This is a genomic window from Oceanobacillus sp. FSL W7-1304, from assembly GCF_037969805.1.
Classification (GTDB): Bacteria; Bacillota; Bacilli; order Bacillales; family Amphibacillaceae; genus Oceanobacillus; species Oceanobacillus profundus.
Map to the genome: position 1 here is coordinate 3,296,542 of NZ_CP150211.1, position 16,943 is coordinate 3,313,484.

Sequence of the window (16,943 nt, forward strand, 5' to 3'; positions counted from 1 at the left end):
CAAGAAAGTCAGATAAACAAAAAGAAAGGATGGAAATCAATGAGAAAAACAGTAATTGTTTCAGGTGCAAGAACCCCTTTCGGAAAATTTGGTGGAGGCTTGAAGCCTTTTGCAGCATGGCAGCTAGGAGGAAAGGCAATTAAAGAAGCGTTAAATCGAGCTGGAATTGAAGGCTCAGAAATCGATGAAGTAATTATGGGTACCGTCCTGCAAGGTGGCCAAGGTCAGATTCCTTCCCGGCAAGCGGCTCGCGAGGCTGGAATCCCATGGGAAGTAAAATCCGAAACAATTAATAAAGTGTGTGCATCTGGACTGCGTAGTATTACACTTGCTGATCAATTGATTCGTCTTGGGGATGAGAATGTGATTGTTGCAGGTGGAATGGAAAGCATGAGCAATGCACCGTACTTTCTTCCGGAAACGAGATGGGGAAGCCGGATGGGCGATAAAAAAGTAGTTGATATGATGGTACACGATGGACTGACATGTACGTTCACAGGGGTTCATATGGGGAATTATGGCAATTCAACTGCAGAAGAATTCGAATTAACAAGAGAAGCACAGGACGAGTGGTCCTATCGCAGTCACAAACGAGCAATCGAGGCGATTGAAACAGGCAAATTTGCTGAAGAAATCGTTGCAGTGGAAGTGCCGGTACGTAAAGGTGAACCGATTGTCGTAGATACCGATGAAGCACCCCGAAAGGATACAACAGTTGAAAAACTAGCGGGTTTGCGTCCAGCATTTGATAAAAATGGAACAATTACAGCCGGTAATGCTCCTGGTGTCAATGATGGTGCATGTGCTTTTGTTGTGATGGGAGATGACAAGGCAAACGAGCTTGGGAAAAAACCGATGGCAACGATTCTTGGGCACACAGAAGTTGCTGTAGAAGCAAAGAATTTCCCGCAAACACCAGGACTTGTTATTAATAAATTGCTAGAAAAGACAGGATATTCCAAGGAAGACATTGATCTGTTTGAAATAAATGAAGCCTTTGCTGCTGTGTCGCTTGCAAGTGGAAAAATCGCTGACATTGACACTGAAAAGATAAATGTTAATGGTGGTGCTGTTGCATTAGGTCATCCAATTGGAGCAAGTGGCGCCAGAATCATTTTAACCTTAATTCATGAATTAAAGCGCCGCGGTGGCGGGCTTGGCATTGCAGCTATTTGCAGTGGCAGTGGTCAAGGGGATGCAGTACTGATCGAAGTTCCTAAGGGTTAACGCAAAGGAGGAAACAAAAAGATGGCAATAAATAATGTGATGGTCATTGGTGCAGGGCAAATGGGAGCTGGCATTGCTCAGGTCTGTGCGCAATCAGGATTTAACGTACTACTACACGACCGGGATAAGAATGCATTACAAGCAGGAATAAACGGCATCGAAAAATTGCTTGCACGTAACGTGGAAAAGAAGAGATTAACAAAAGAAGAGAAGGCGACAACCCTAGGTCGCCTAACTCCTTCCCATACATTAGAGGATGCAGCAACCTGTGATTTGATTATTGAAGCTGTTGTGGAAAATATGGATGTAAAATCAGCAGTTTTCAAAGAGGTGGATACACACGCACCAAAGCATGCAATCCTTGCCTCGAATACATCCTCCTTACCGATTACTGAAATCGCGGCTGAAACAAAACGACCGGATCAGGTAATTGGCATGCATTTTATGAATCCTGTGCCAGTTATGAAGCTTGTTGAAATTATACGCGGGTTACAAACAAGTGATGAAACGTATGAAACAATTCAAATGATGACTGTCCAGTTATCAAAAACTCCAGTAGAAGTAAAAGATTTTCCTGGGTTTGTATCCAATCGGATTCTAATGCCAATGATTAATGAAGCGATTTATACGGTTTATGAAGGTGTCGCCACGCCAAAGGATGTTGACCAGGTGATGAAGCTTGGAATGAATCATCCGATGGGACCGCTAACGCTGGCAGATTTTATTGGTCTGGATACATGTTTGTATATTATGGAAGTGCTTCATGAAGGATTTGGGGATAGTAAATATCGTCCATGTCCATTACTGCGTCAATATGTAAAAGCAGGATGGCTTGGAAAGAAATCCGGTAAAGGCTTTTATGAATATAGCTAGTTAAATAACACCCAAGAGAGGTGCAAACGGTATGATGTTAAAGGTTACAGAAGAACAGGAAATGCTTCTAAAGGTAGTTCGAGATTTTGCCAGGAAGGAAGTAGCCCCTGTAATAGAGCGAATGGAAAAGGAAGATCGTTTCCCGATTGAAATTGTGAAGAAGATGGGAGAGCTTGGATTAATGGGCATTCCTATTCCGGAAAAATATGGTGGAAGTGGGATGGATTTCACATCCTACATTCAAACGATTCATGAGCTATCAAAAGTAAGTGCGACCGTCGGTGTTATTTTATCCGTACACACATCTGTTGGAACGAATCCAATTTTATACTTTGGAAATGAAGAGCAAAAAAGGCGTTTCTTGCCAAGGCTTGCAAGCGGAGAGTACCTTGGTGCATTTGCACTTACAGAGCCAGGAGCTGGTTCTGATGCTGGTAGTTTAAAAACGACTGCTAAGGAAACAGATGTTTCTTATATTTTAAATGGGTCCAAGGTTTTTATTACAAATGGCGGTGTGGCAGATACGTATATTACATTTGCTCGGACTGGTGACAATTCCAAGGATATTAGCGCATTTATTGTAGAAAAGGATTCTCCTGGATTGATTATCGGTAAGAAAGAAAAAAAGATGGGCCTTCATGGATCAAATACAGTTCAATTAACATTTGATCAATGTGTTATTCCAAAAGGAAATTTGTTAGGTGAAAAAGGAAGCGGTTTCAATATCGCGATGGCTAATTTGAATATTGGAAGGATTGGCATTGCAGCTCAAGGTCTTGGTATAGCGGAAGCGGCTCTTGAATACGCAGTGAACTATGCCAAAGAACGAAAGCAATTTGGGAAATCGATTGCTTCAAATCAAGGGATATCATTCAAACTAGCAGATATGGCAACGGCGACCGAGTCTGCAAAATTATTAACCTATCACGCTGCAACATTGATCGAGCAAGGAGTCCCATGCGCGAAAGAAACGTCAATGGCAAAACTTGCAGCAACCAGAACAGCGATGAACAACGCAATTGAAGCAATCCAAATATTTGGCGGTTACGGCTACACAGAGGAGTATCCTGTCGAGCGCCTATTCCGAGATGCAAAAGTAACGGAAATTTATGAAGGCACAAATGAGATTCAACATATTGTGATTGCCAATCATTTATTGAAAGACTAAGGAGGAGAAGAAGATGGACTTTCAATTAACGGAAGAACAAGAAATGCTGCGTAAAATGGTTCGTGACTTTGCGGAAAGAGATGTAGAACCAACAGCGGCCGAGCGTGATGAAGAGGAGCGCTTTGATCGTGGGATTTTTGACAAAATGGCAGAGCTTGGTTTAACAGGAATCCCATGGCCGGAAAGCTATGGTGGCATTGAAGCTGACTATGTAAGTTATTGTATAGCTGTAGAGGAATTGTCACGTGTTTGTGCTTCCACTGGTGTAACGTTATCTGCTCACCTGTCATTAGCAAGCTGGCCAATTTATAAATTTGGGAATGAAGAGCAGAAGAAAAATTTTCTTACACGCTTGGCGACAGGAGAAGCACTCGGCGCCTATGCGTTATCCGAGCCTGGGGCGGGTAGCGATGTCGTTTCGATGAAAACAACTGCAAAGGAAGATGGAGATCACTACGTATTAAACGGGAGTAAAGTTTGGATTACAAATGGCGGTGTTGCAGATATTTACATTGTTTTTGCAAAAACAGATGCGGATGCTAAACATAAGGGAATTAGTGCATTCATCGTGGAGAAGGGAACAGATGGATTTGCTTTCGGTAAAAAAGAAAAGAAACTCGGCATTCGTTCTTCTCCAACAACGGAGTTAATCTTTGAAAACTGTCGGATTCCAAAAGAAAATTTGCTTGGGGTTGAAGGGGAAGGCTTTACCATTGCGATGACAACACTTGATGGTGGAAGAAATGGAATCGCAGCGCAAGCGCTTGGGATCGCCCAAGGTGCTCTAGATGCAGCAGTAGCCTATGCAAAAGAACGTGAACAATTTGGAAAACCAATCGCAGTGAACCAAGGAATATCATTTAAGCTTGCAGACATGGCAACCGAAATTGAAGCGGCTCGTCTATTAACCTATCAAGCAGCATGGTTAGAATCCAAAGGACTTCCATATGGGAAAGCATCCGCTATGTCCAAATTATTTGCTGGTGATGTGGCGATGCGCACAACAGTGGAAGCTGTCCAAATATTTGGCGGTTACGGATACACAAAAGATTATCCAGTCGAACGCTACATGCGCGATGCAAAAATCACCCAAATCTATGAAGGCACAAACGAAATCCAACGACTTGTTATTGGCAGAATGCTAACAAAATAAATAGAGTGATGACGCATGAAACAGATGATGTCCCGAGTGATTGCACGAACATATCTATGAAACAGATTGGAGGGATTCATGATGAAGGGGGAGAAGATACTTTCTTCTGTAAAAGATCAGCAGCTCATAAAAGTACGGAGAGAACAAATTATTAAGGGTGCGATTAAGCTTTTTAAAGAAAAAGGCTTCCATAAAACAACGACAAGAGAAATCGCAAGTGAATCTGGTTTTAGCATTGGAACATTGTATGAGTATATTCGCACAAAAGAAGATGTTTTATTTCTTGTCTGTGATTCGATCCATGAACAAGTTCGCGAGCGAATTGCTCAGGCGATTGATTTAAAATCACCTTCCATTCCAAGTATGATGCAGGCGTTACGGTCCTTTTTTTACTTAATGGATGAAATGCAAGATGAAATCGTCATTCTTTATCAAGAAGTAAAATCGCTAAACAAGGAATCAAGAAAACATGTTTTAGAAAGAGAACGCGATATGGTAGGAATTATAGAAAATGTTATTAGCACTTGCACAGAAGGAAAGCTATCCACAAAAGAGGTTAGTCTGCTTGGCAATAATATTGTGGTACAGGGACATATGTGGGGATTCAGAAGATGGATTATGCAAAAGCAATTCACACTGGAAGAATACACGAATGCACAATTAAAATTAATCGAACATGCAATTAACAAGCAGATTTCATAAATTTTACGAGGGGGGAGCAAGATGGAGCAGGTTGAAGTTTACGTGCCGAAACATCCAATTCGATTCGTAACAGCCTCAAGTTTATTTGATGGACATGATGCATCCATCAATATTATGCGCCGAATTCTTCAGGCAAGCGGGGCCGAGGTGATTCATCTCGGACATAATCGTTCTGTCGAGGAGGTTGTACACGCAGCGATTCAAGAGGATGTGCAAGGAATAGCCTTGTCATCCTATCAAGGTGGGCACGTAGAGTATTTCAAATATATGATTGACCTTTTAAAGGAGCTGGATGCTGTCCATATAAAGGTATTTGGTGGTGGGGGAGGGACGATTATCCCGCGTGAAATTAAAGAGCTGCATGATTATGGTGTTGCCTGGATCTTCTCACCTGAAGATGGGCGTAAGTATGGTCTGCAAGGAATGATTAATCGGATGCTTAAGCAATGTGATACCTTGCCACCCGTTGATATTCAAGAAGATTTAAAAAAGCTCGCGCAGGGCAACCGAAATGCGATTGGAAAATTTATTACGTATGTGGAAAGCAAGGACACGAACCCGGACGAAAAGCAAAAGGTTCTCGAAGAGCTGAAAGAAAAGGGAGACAGCACCATACCTGTACTCGGAATCACTGGAACAGGTGGAGCAGGGAAAAGTTCCTTAACAGATGAATTGATACGCCGTTTTATGAATGAAATTCCAGATAAAAAAATAGCGATTATTTCTATCGATCCAACGAAGAAAAAAACGGGCGGAGCATTACTTGGTGACCGAATCCGCATGAATGCAATTTTTAATGACCGCGTCTATATGCGTTCATTGGCAACGCGTGATTCAAGAACGGAGCTGTCAAAAGCAATTCAGGATGTGATTGATGTCGTACGAAGATCTGGATTTGATTTCATTATTGTAGAAACAAGTGGTATTGGTCAAGGTGATGCAGCAATTACTGATATTAGCGACCTGTCGATGTATGTGATGACAGCAGAATTTGGTGCACCAACACAGCTTGAAAAAATAGACATGATTGATTATGCAGATTTCATTGTAATTAATAAATTTGAACAAAAGGGTTCCGAAGACGCACTCAATCAAGTGAGAAAGCAATATGAACGAAGCCGAATGCTCTTCCATCAGGATAAAACAGCATTTCCAGTTTTTGGAACGATTGCAAGTCAGTTTAATGATGCAGGAACAAATGCGTTATTTGCTGCACTAATTGATACACTAAGTGATAAATACCATTGGGATGAAAAAATTGATTTTGACCGAAACGTTATTTCTGAGAAACAAAATCGCATTATTTCCAATGACCGCAGATATTACCTGCTCGAAATTGCAACCTATATACGCAATTACCACCAGCATACAAAAAAACATAGTGACATTGCCAGGAAGCTTTATCAGCTTGAAGGAACGAAGGAAGTTATGGAAGATGCATCTGTTAAGGAAGCCATTGATCAAACGATTGATCAATATAAAGAACAACTCGATCCTCAGCTGAAGAAAATGCTTGAGAGTTGGGAAGCACTAAAGGAAAGCTACCAGGGCGATACAATGACCTTTAAAGTTCGGGATAAAGAAATTAAAATGGACATCACAACCGAATCACTATCCGGTCTTAAAATACCTAAAGTTGCGTTTCCAAAATATGAGGATTTGGGAGAGCGGCTCACCTGGCTGCGAAAGGAAAACGTACCTGGTTCATTCCCGTTTACTGCTGGTGTGTTTCCATTTAAACGAACAGGGGAAGATCCGACTCGTCAATTTGCTGGCGAAGGAACTCCAGAAAGAACGAATCGACGCTTTCATTATTTATCAAAAAATGATGAAGCAAAAAGGCTTTCCACCGCCTTCGACTCGGTCACATTATATGGAGAAGACCCTGCGGAAAGACCAGATATCTATGGGAAGGTCGGAGAAAGCGGTGTTAATATTTGCACGTTAGAAGATATGAAAAAGCTATACGCTGGCTTTGACTTAACAGACCCGCTTACGTCCGTTTCCATGACAATAAATGGCCCGGCTCCAATTATTCTAGCGATGTATTTTAATACAGCGATCGATCAGCAGGTCGAAAAATTTACCGAGAATAATGGACGAAAGCCTACAGAGAAAGAATACAAGAAGCTCAAATCAGATACAATCTCTGTCATTCGCGGAACTGTTCAAGCAGATATTTTAAAAGAAGATCAAGGACAAAACACATGTATATTTTCAACGGAGTTTGCATTACGCATGATGGGAGATATTCAGGAATATTTTATTGAAAACAATGTACGCAATTATTACTCTGTTTCCATTTCCGGCTATCATATTGCAGAGGCTGGTGCCAATCCGATTACACAGCTAGCCTTTACGCTTGCTAATGGGTTTACGTATGTAGAATATTATTTGAGCAGAGGAATGGATGTTAATAAGTTTGCACAAAATCTGTCGTTCTTTTTCTCAAATGGTCTTGATCCAGAATACACGGTAATTGGCCGAGTAGCCCGCCGAATTTGGGCAATTACAATGCGCGACAAATACGGTGCCAATGAACGCAGCCAAAAGCTGAAATACCATGTGCAAACATCTGGACGTTCCCTTCATGCGCAAGAAATTGATTTTAATGATATTCGTACAACATTACAGGCATTACTTGCGATTCAGGATAATACGAATTCACTGCACACGAATGCATACGATGAGGCAATTACGACACCAACAGAGGAATCCGTAAGGCGGGCGATGGCCATTCAAATGATTATCAATAAGGAATTCGGTCTTACAAAAAATGAAAATTCCTTACAAGGTTCGTTTATTGTGGATGAGTTAACGGATCTAGTAGAGGAGGCTGTACTGCAGGAATTTGAAAAAATGAATGATCGCGGTGGGGTGCTTGGTGCAATGGAGCGCCAATATCAGCGTGGTAAGATTCAAGAAGAGTCACTCTATTATGAAGGGAAAAAGCATTCTGGAGAACTGCCGATTATTGGTGTAAACACATATATCAATCCGAACCCACCAACCGATGAACAAATCGATTCCATGGAATTAGCGCGTGCTTCCAAAGAAGAAAAGGAGCATCAAATTACGGAATTAAGGAAATTTCAGGAAGTTCATAAAGCGGAAGTAGAAGAAGCACTAACGAGCTTAAAGCAAGTAGCTGCATCTGGCGGGAATATATTTGCAGAGCTTCTGGAGACAGTAAAAGCAGCAAGCCTCGGACAAATTACCACCGCTCTTTATGAAGTTGGCGGACAATATCGCAGGAACATGTAATAATAAAAACGCTTGAATGATTAGGACATCTAATAAGCATTCTTATACTATTTTCCAGCATAGTTGTTATAAGCGATGCTCTAACCATTCCAGGTGATCAGAGTGCCGTGACTGCGGAAAGTATCGGACCGAAGCCTCCCGGACGGCTATTAGTGCACATACTTGTAAAGACAGCCGAGAAGTTAGTTCGCACTCTATATCTATTCTCATATAACACCAAATCCTATAGAAACGGCATGAAAAACATAAAAAGTTGAGGGAATAATATATTTTCTCAACTTTTTATGCTTTCGTTCTAGCATATTCTATATAAAATTGTTTATAATGTAATGTATGTTTATTGTGAAAGAAAAATGGTATATTAGTACAATAAAATGATGATTATAAATTAGGCTCATAGCCTTCAATATTTTTAGCAAAGGGAGTGCATTGCCGTGAGCTTAGACAAGTATAGCCACGAAGAATTACAAGAAATGTCAATGATTGAATTAGCAAGTAAAATTCTATTTGATGAAAAGAAAGCCCTCAATTTCAGAGATATTTTTGATAAAATTGCTGAAATGAAAGGTTTCTCTGCTAGCGAGAAGGAGAATAATATTGCTCAATTCTATACGGACATGAACGTTGATGGCCGTTTCTTAACACTTGGTTCCAGTATGTGGGGATTAAAAAGATGGTACCCAGTGGAACAGGCGCAAGAAGAGCTAACGGAAGTACCGAAAAAGAAACGTGTGAAGAAGAAGACTGATGAAGAAGTAGAAGAGATTGACGAAGAACTTGATATCACAGATGCAGATATTGAGGAAATAGTTGATGACTTTGGGGACGATGATGACTTTGAAGAAGATTTTGATGAGGAAATTGACGACGAGGAACTTATTGTTGATGAAGACGAATTGGACGAAGAAAAATAGTTAAAAAGGTTCCTTGACTTTTTTTAGGACTATGAGTACAATCTTAATTGGGCTCTTTGAATCTAATAATCAAGGCGTTTCCCTAGATACAATTGGGGAAACGCCTTTCTTATTTTTGCAGATAAGAAATTAAAGGCATTTACTCAGGAAGTTTGTTGAATGCCAAGTTTTTTACATTATTTTTAGGAATACTAATTACAGAACAAGAAAAGGAAAGAAGGATGAATCGTGACTAAATATATTTTTGTAACTGGTGGAGTTGTATCCTCGCTAGGGAAGGGAATTACAGCTGCTTCACTTGGTCGTTTGCTTAAAAATCGTGGATTAAAGGTGACTATCCAAAAGTTTGATCCATATATAAACGTGGACCCAGGTACAATGAGTCCATATCAGCATGGTGAGGTTTTTGTAACGAATGATGGAGCGGAAACAGATCTTGACCTTGGGCACTATGAGCGTTTTACAGACATTAACCTAAATAAATTCAGCAACATTACTACTGGTAAGGTATATTCTAGTGTTATTCGCAAAGAACGTCGCGGTGATTATCTTGGTGGTACGGTTCAAGTTATACCTCACATTACAAACGAAATTAAAGAACAGGTATATCGAGCAGGTGAAGCGACAGAAGCTGATGTTGTTATTACAGAAATTGGCGGAACTGTTGGTGATATCGAGTCACTGCCATTTCTTGAGGCGATTCGCCAAATTAAAAGCGATGTAGGACGAAACAGCGTAATGTATATCCACTGTACCCTTGTGCCATACATTAAAGCTGCTGGAGAAATGAAGACAAAACCTACCCAGCATAGTGTCAAAGAATTACGTTCTTTAGGTATACAGCCAGACGCGATTGTCTTGCGTACAGAATTACCAATCAGCGTTGAAATGAAAAAGAAAATTGCGTTATTCTGTGATATCAACGAAAAAGCTGTAATTGAAATGCGTGATGCAGATACACTTTATCAAGTACCAATTGCACTTCAAGAACAGAATCTGGATCAGTTAACGTGTGATCATTTTGGTCTTGATTGTGGAGTAGCTGACATGAAAGAGTGGAAAAAGTTGGTATCCAAAGTTAGAAACCTTTCGAAAAAAATTGATATTGGACTTGTAGGTAAATATGTAGAACTTCCAGATGCATATATTTCTGTAGTTGAGTCATTGAAACATGCAGGTTATGATTTTGATGCAGATATTAAAGTACATTGGATTAATTCCGAAGAGCTGGATAGAGCTGCGATTCACTCAGAACTTTCCCATGTAGATGGTATTATTGTGCCAGGTGGATTTGGCGATCGTGGTATCGATGGAAAAATTGAAGCAATTCGTTATGCGCGTGAAAATAATATTCCTTTCTTTGGTATTTGTTTAGGAATGCAATTAGCTTCTGTAGAATTCGCTCGAAATGTTGTTGGTCTAGAAGGGGCACACTCAGCAGAAATTGATCCAAATACAGCCTATCCAATCATTGACTTGCTTCCTGAGCAGAAGAACGTTTCTGATTTAGGTGGAACATTACGTCTTGGATCTTACCCTTGTAAGCTTAAAGATGGTACGAAAACAAAAGCAGCGTATGATGGTGCCGATATGATTGAAGAACGTCATCGTCATCGTTATGAGTTTAATAATGATTATCGCGAGCAAATGGAAGAGCATGGCTTTATCTTCTCTGGTACAAGTCCTGATGGAAGATTAGTGGAAACAATTGAGATTGACAATCATCCATGGTTTGTTGCATGCCAATTCCATCCAGAGTTTACTTCTCGTCCAACGAGAGCACAAGGCTTATTTAAAGGCTTTATTGGAGCTTCTGTGGAACAGAGCAATAGAAAAAATTAAACCCCTTTTCAACTTAATGCTGTTTCACCCCAAAAGTTAACTTTTGGGGTTTTTCTTACGTTTAGAAATCTTTGGTTAACAGATTTGATTGTTTTTTTCTAAAAAAAGAGGATTTAACCATCTTTTGTTGAATTGAGATTATGAGTACTTTTTATAGAGTAAATTGGAAATGATAAACTATCATTGGATATTTTAACGATAAAAAATATGAAAAACAGCACGGATAAAGTTAACTTGTATGTTTAAACCAGACAACTAAATAGACAATGTGAAGACTGCTATTTTGATAGCGGGGACGTGTCAATATTGCTATCTTCTTATCATTTATAGGAGAGTATCTGAAAAATGCGCATTCATGCGCATTTCCAATTTCGTAACCCATTTTTTGAATTTCCTTATCCTCCACCCCGATTAGCCATACGTGCTGTTTTGATTCATCTTTTGACTAGTCGTAGAAAATTCGGTGATAGCTAAAAATCCAATTGCATTCGTGCTTGTACTTCTATTATTCTTAAACCTCATTTATCACAATAAATAATTCTTGAAATTGTAAATGTAAACAATGTATAGCTAATTTTTTCTTATAGGTAAATTATTAAATATTGCATGTAGTTAATTGTTATAAACAAATATAAACAAACTGAATATGTAGAGAGGACAAAAGGGGAAAGAGCGATTGCATAGAATTCATATTATAGTAGAGATATTTGTTATTAGGGGGATTAGAGGAGATGCCAAAGGAGATATTAGTAGTTGATGATCAGCCAGGTATCCGTTTGCTCTTAACTGATATTTTAACGAGTGAAGGTCATCGGGTGACTTTAGCTTCTACAGGGAAAGAAGCATTGGATAAAATCCACCAAGCGTCATTTGATTTAATTATTTTGGATTACAAGTTACCAATCATCGATGGGAGTGAAGTATTGAACCAATTAGAAAATGAAGAAATAAAAACTCCCGTAATTGTTATGAGTGGAATGGCAGAGAGTATTATTGGGGAAATGGAAACAAGGGGAATAGTAAGGTATACGATTGCAAAACCTTTTAATGTAATGGATTTATGTGCCAATGTAAGGGAAATAATTATGTAAGCGGATTAATTAGAGTTATACACTTGCCTTCAAGTATTACTTGTTGCGTGAGAAGACGGTAGTTGGTATTCTTATAATGTACGAAAGTAAATAATGTTGTTTAGGTAATATAATTTAAGGAGGATATTTTAATGCCATTAGTATCTATGAAGGAAATGCTTGAAAAGGGTAAAAAAAATGGTTATGCAGTAGGTCAGTTTAATATCAACAACTTGGAGTACATCCAAGCAATCCTACAAGCAGCAGAAGAAGAAAAGTCACCAGTGATACTTGGTGTTTCTGAAGGTGCTGGAAAATATATGGGAGGATTTAATGTTGTTGTTGCAATGGTTAAATCATTAATGGAATCCTATGGTACTACTGTGCCTGTTGCAATCCATTTAGACCATGGTTCAAGCTTCCAAAAATGTGCTGAAGCGATTCATGCTGGATTTACTTCTGTCATGATTGATGCTTCTCATTCACCAATTGAAGAAAATGTTGCCATTACAAAACAAGTTGTAGAGCTTGCTCATATTCACGGTGTATCTGTTGAAGCTGAGGTTGGTACAGTTGGTGGAGAAGAAGATGGTGTTATCGGCGGAATTCAATATGCGGACAAAGATGAGTGTAAACAACTCGTTTCTGAAGCTGGAGTAGATTGCTTAGCACCAGCATTAGGTTCTGTTCATGGTCCATATCAAGGAGAGCCAAATCTTGGCTTTACTGAAATGGAAGAAATCCTAAACCTTGTTCAAGTACCATTGGTATTACATGGTGGAACTGGTATCCCTACAAAAGACATTCAAAAGGCTATCTCACTTGGAACAGCAAAAATTAATGTAAATACAGAGAACCAAATGGCTCAAGCAGAAGCTGTTCGCAATGTGTTAAACGCTAAGCCTGAATTATATGACCCACGTAAATATCTTGGACCAGGTACAGAAGCAATTAAAGAAACGGTTAAAGGTAAAATGCGTGAATTTGGTTCATCACAACAAGCGTAATAAAGCAATCTAAGTTATACATTAAATTGGACAGGCTGTTCCTTCGGGTTCAGCCTACCAGTCTATAGAAGATAATGGGGAGTGTGGAATAGATGAAGTTTTTTATCGATACAGCAAACATTGAAGAAATTCGTAATGCGAATGAACTTGGAATTTTAGCTGGTGTTACAACGAACCCAAGCCTTGTTGCAAAAGAAGGAGTCTCCTTTCATGAACGCTTGCGTGAGATTACAGCTGAGGTGTCGGGATCTGTAAGTGCAGAAGTCATTTCTGAAGATGCTGAAGGTATGATTGAGGAAGGGAAAGAGCTTGCTGCAATTGCACCAAATATAACGGTAAAAGTTCCAATGACTTTAGAGGGGCTGAAAGCGGTTAAAACGTTTAGCGATTTAAACATTAAGACCAATGTTACGTTAATTTTCAATGCAAATCAAGCATTGCTTGCCGCACGTGCTGGTGCGACATACGTTTCCCCATTCCTTGGTCGTTTGGATGACATCGGTCATGATGGAATGACCTTAATTGCAAGCATTGCTGAAATCTTCGAACGCCACAATATCAGTACCGAAATTATCGCTGCATCTATTCGCCATCCATTACATGTAACAGATGCCGCAATACATGGAGCGCATATTGCAACAATTCCCTATAATGTATTGTCTAGTCTTGTAAAGCATCCACTAACAGACCAAGGAATTGAGAAATTCTTAGCTGATTGGAATAAGAACTAAAACAGAAGCATCTTGTTAGCGATGTGCGGACGGCGCCTCTGGGGCGAAGTCTGCGCTACAGCTTTAGCGCTTCGTGGACGCGGCTGTTTCGGCAACTAAGTTATCCACAGTGTTTAAACATTATAATTCCAAAATAAATAAAAATAATTGCATGAAATTGGAAAAAATGAAAATGATAATATTGATATGCATTCAATAGAACGATAAATTCGTTTCGCTCGGAATTTACGATATAATCTATAGATATTTCGTGCAAGCGGAAATACATAGAACAGGAAATTCCTGATTTTGTGTAACAATAATTAATCGAAATGAAGTGTGTTCAAATACTTTTTGGACAACCTCTCAGGAACGAGGTATTCAAATGCAAAAATTGTTAATTGAAGGTGGCCATGAACTAAATGGCAAAGTTCGAATTAGTGGGGCAAAGAACAGTGCAGTTGCACTACTGCCTGCATCCATTCTAGCAGATTCCACTGTGACACTTGAAGGCCTTCCGGAAATCTCTGATGTCTATACACTTGGAGACCTTTTGGAGGAAATCGGAGGAAGTGTTTCTTGGAATGGTCAGGATGTAACGATTCAACCTGAAAAGATGATTGCAATGCCCTTACCGAATGGCAAAGTAAAGAAGTTACGTGCTTCTTATTATTTTATGGGAGCGATGCTAGGGAAATTCAATAAAGCTGTTATTGGGCTTCCTGGTGGCTGCTATCTAGGTCCACGTCCTATCGATCAACATATTAAAGGCTTTGAAGCGCTTGGAGCCGAAGTTACCAATGAACAAGGCGCAATTTACCTGCGCGCCAAAGAGTTGAGAGGTGCCAGAATTTATTTGGATGTGGTAAGTGTCGGCGCAACGATTAATATTATGTTAGCTGCTGTTAAAGCAAAAGGAAAAACAATTATTGAGAATGCAGCAAAAGAGCCGGAAATCATTGATGTTGCAACCTTGTTAACGAATATGGGAGCGAAAATCAAAGGTGTAGGAACTGATGTTATTCGGATTGAAGGTGTACCATCACTTCACGGCTGTAAACATACAATCATTCCAGACAGAATTGAAGCTGGGACGTATGCGATTGCAGCTGCAGCACAAGGGAAAGAAGTGGTTATCGATAATGTCATTTCCCAGCATATAGAATCGCTTATCGCAAAATTACGCGAAATGGGTGTAACGGTTGAGGAGAGCGATGAACAGCTGTATATCGCTAATCGAAAGCCACTGAAAAGCGTTGATATCAAAACACTCGTGTATCCTGGCTTCCCGACAGATCTTCAACAGCCATTTACATCGCTATTAACTCAAGTAACAGGTACGGGTGTTATTACTGATACGATTTATTCTGCGCGTTTAAAGCATATTGACGAATTAAGACGGATGAATGCTCTTATTAAAGTAGAAGGTGGATCTGTAATCGTCTCTGGACCTACACAGCTACAGGGAGCAAAAGTAAAGGCATCCGATTTGCGGGCTGGTGCTGCCCTGATCATTGCTGGTTTGGCAGCTAATGGAATTACAGAAATTACAGGTGTCGACCACATTGATAGAGGTTATGAAAAAATAACAGATAAATTAACAAGCCTTGGAGCTAACATCTGGAGAAAAGACATGACGCAAAAAGAAATTGCTTCCTTTCAGAATTCCTAATGGACTGTGCTAAAACTGGTTAATTAATGTGATATGTAAACTCACACAGGAACGAAACGATTTCCACATTTTATAGATATGCTTTTGGGATGAGTATATGTAAAAAATGCACCTCTAAAAGGAGATGGAAATCATGGAAAGAAGTTTATCGATGGAGTTAGTTCGCGTCACAGAAGCTGCGGCATTAAAGTCAGCACGTTGGATGGGGAGAGGCGTTAAAGCTGAAGCTGATGATGCAGCAACAATGGCAATGCGTACTGTGTTTGATACAATTCCAATGCAAGGAACAGTAGTAATTGGCGAAGGAGAAATGGACGAGGCTCCGATGCTGTATATTGGTGAAAAGCTGGGAACCGGTGATGGGCCTGGAGTCGATGTTGCTGTTGATCCCCTTGAAGGAACGGATATTGTTGCACAAGGCTCCTGGAACGCACTCTCTGTTATTGCGATAGCTGATAAAGGAACATTGTTGCATGCACCAGATATGTACATGAATAAAATTGCGGTTGGTCCCGAAGCAATAGGCATGATTGATATCAATGCACCAACGATGGATAATCTACAAGCAGTTGCAAGAGCAAAAAATAAAGATATAGAAGACGTTGTTGCAACCGTGCTTGACCGCCCGCGTCATGCAAAATTAATTCAAGAAATTCGTGAATCCGGTGCAAGAATTAAACTCATACCTGCTGGAGATGTTGCTGCTGCGATTAATACGGCATTTGAGAATACCGGTGTTGATATTCTGCTCGGATCGGGTGGAGCCCCAGAGGGCGTATTAGCAGCAGTAGCACTTAAATGTTTAGGAGGGGAGTTGCAAGGAAAACTTGTACCTTCAAATGATGATGAGATTGAGCGTTGTGTAGAAATGGGGATAAGCGACTTAAATAGAGTATTTTGCATGAATGATTTCTGTAGTGGCGATGATGCTATTTTTGCAGCTACAGGGGTTACAGATGGTGAACTACTAAAAGGTGTCCAATTTAAAGGATCTAAAGCTACCACACAATCTCTGGTTATGCGAGCCAAAAGTGGCACTGTGCGTTTTATTGATGGTGAGCATAGTCTGCAAAAGAAACCGAACATGGTAATTAATTCTTGAATTAATTTTCAGCAAGTAGTTTTGATTTTTTAACTCGATTTTGAATGAAAGCCCACCTCCAGCTAAAGCAAAATGAAAAAAGGAAGCCAGATTTGGCTTCCTTTTCTACCACTATATAAAGCTATGAAAAAGGAAAGTTTTACAAGGGAAACAAAAGATGTACTTGATTATGTCTATTTTCTTAAAAATGATATTGAATATTAGTGATTAAAAGAGTAATATAATATATGTTTAATACA

Annotated in this window: 13 protein-coding genes; all 13 read left to right on the forward strand. The window is 39.8% G+C overall.

Annotated elements, in window-relative coordinates; translation table 11 throughout:
* Nucleotides 1-39: 39 nt before the first annotated feature.
* Complete coding sequence (locus NYE61_RS16505; protein WP_095307790.1) at nucleotides 40-1,227, forward strand: acetyl-CoA C-acetyltransferase; 1,188 nt, start codon at nucleotides 40-42, stop codon at nucleotides 1,225-1,227.
* Between the two features lie 21 nt (nucleotides 1,228-1,248).
* A complete protein-coding gene (locus NYE61_RS16510) occupies nucleotides 1,249-2,100 on the forward strand; it encodes a 3-hydroxybutyryl-CoA dehydrogenase (protein WP_095307791.1) in 852 nt (283 codons plus the stop codon).
* 31 nt (nucleotides 2,101-2,131) lie between these two features.
* Nucleotides 2,132-3,268 (forward strand): acyl-CoA dehydrogenase, encoded by a 1,137-nt coding sequence (locus NYE61_RS16515; protein WP_095307793.1) that lies wholly within the window; start codon nucleotides 2,132-2,134, stop codon nucleotides 3,266-3,268.
* A gap of 13 nt (nucleotides 3,269-3,281) precedes the next feature.
* Nucleotides 3,282-4,421, forward strand: a complete 1,140-nt coding sequence (locus NYE61_RS16520) for an acyl-CoA dehydrogenase (protein WP_095307795.1) — start codon at nucleotides 3,282-3,284, stop codon at nucleotides 4,419-4,421.
* An 81-nt stretch (nucleotides 4,422-4,502) separates the two neighbouring features.
* Complete coding sequence (locus NYE61_RS16525; RefSeq protein WP_095307797.1) at nucleotides 4,503-5,123, forward strand: TetR/AcrR family transcriptional regulator; 621 nt, start codon at nucleotides 4,503-4,505, stop codon at nucleotides 5,121-5,123.
* A gap of 21 nt (nucleotides 5,124-5,144) precedes the next feature.
* A complete protein-coding gene (gene icmF, locus NYE61_RS16530; RefSeq protein ID WP_303448365.1) occupies nucleotides 5,145-8,387 on the forward strand; it encodes a fused isobutyryl-CoA mutase/GTPase IcmF in 3,243 nt (1,080 codons plus the stop codon).
* A gap of 434 nt (nucleotides 8,388-8,821) precedes the next feature.
* Nucleotides 8,822-9,301 carry a DNA-directed RNA polymerase subunit delta gene (rpoE, locus tag NYE61_RS16535; protein ID WP_118888495.1) on the forward strand — a complete coding sequence of 160 codons (480 nt, stop codon included), beginning with the start codon at nucleotides 8,822-8,824 and terminating at the stop codon, nucleotides 9,299-9,301.
* 228 nt (nucleotides 9,302-9,529) lie between these two features.
* Nucleotides 9,530-11,143 (forward strand): CTP synthase, encoded by a 1,614-nt coding sequence (locus tag NYE61_RS16540; protein ID WP_095307804.1) that lies wholly within the window; start codon nucleotides 9,530-9,532, stop codon nucleotides 11,141-11,143.
* A 731-nt stretch (nucleotides 11,144-11,874) separates the two neighbouring features.
* On the forward strand, nucleotides 11,875-12,234 hold the full coding sequence (locus NYE61_RS16545) for a response regulator (RefSeq protein WP_303448364.1): 360 nt from the start codon (nucleotides 11,875-11,877) through the stop codon (nucleotides 12,232-12,234).
* Nucleotides 12,235-12,365: 131 nt separating this feature from the next.
* On the forward strand, nucleotides 12,366-13,220 hold the full coding sequence (gene fba / locus NYE61_RS16550) for a class II fructose-1,6-bisphosphate aldolase (RefSeq protein ID WP_095307807.1): 855 nt from the start codon (nucleotides 12,366-12,368) through the stop codon (nucleotides 13,218-13,220).
* A 92-nt stretch (nucleotides 13,221-13,312) separates the two neighbouring features.
* Nucleotides 13,313-13,951 carry a fructose-6-phosphate aldolase gene (fsa, locus tag NYE61_RS16555; RefSeq protein WP_095307811.1) on the forward strand — a complete coding sequence of 213 codons (639 nt, stop codon included), beginning with the start codon at nucleotides 13,313-13,315 and terminating at the stop codon, nucleotides 13,949-13,951.
* Nucleotides 13,952-14,315: 364 nt separating this feature from the next.
* Nucleotides 14,316-15,602, forward strand: a complete 1,287-nt coding sequence (locus NYE61_RS16560; protein WP_095307814.1) for a UDP-N-acetylglucosamine 1-carboxyvinyltransferase — start codon at nucleotides 14,316-14,318, stop codon at nucleotides 15,600-15,602.
* A 133-nt stretch (nucleotides 15,603-15,735) separates the two neighbouring features.
* The gene (glpX, locus tag NYE61_RS16565; protein WP_303448363.1) at nucleotides 15,736-16,704 is read left to right on the forward strand and encodes a class II fructose-bisphosphatase; all 969 of its coding nucleotides are present in this window, start codon (nucleotides 15,736-15,738) and stop codon (nucleotides 16,702-16,704) included.
* The last annotated feature ends 239 nt before the right edge of the window (nucleotides 16,705-16,943 follow it).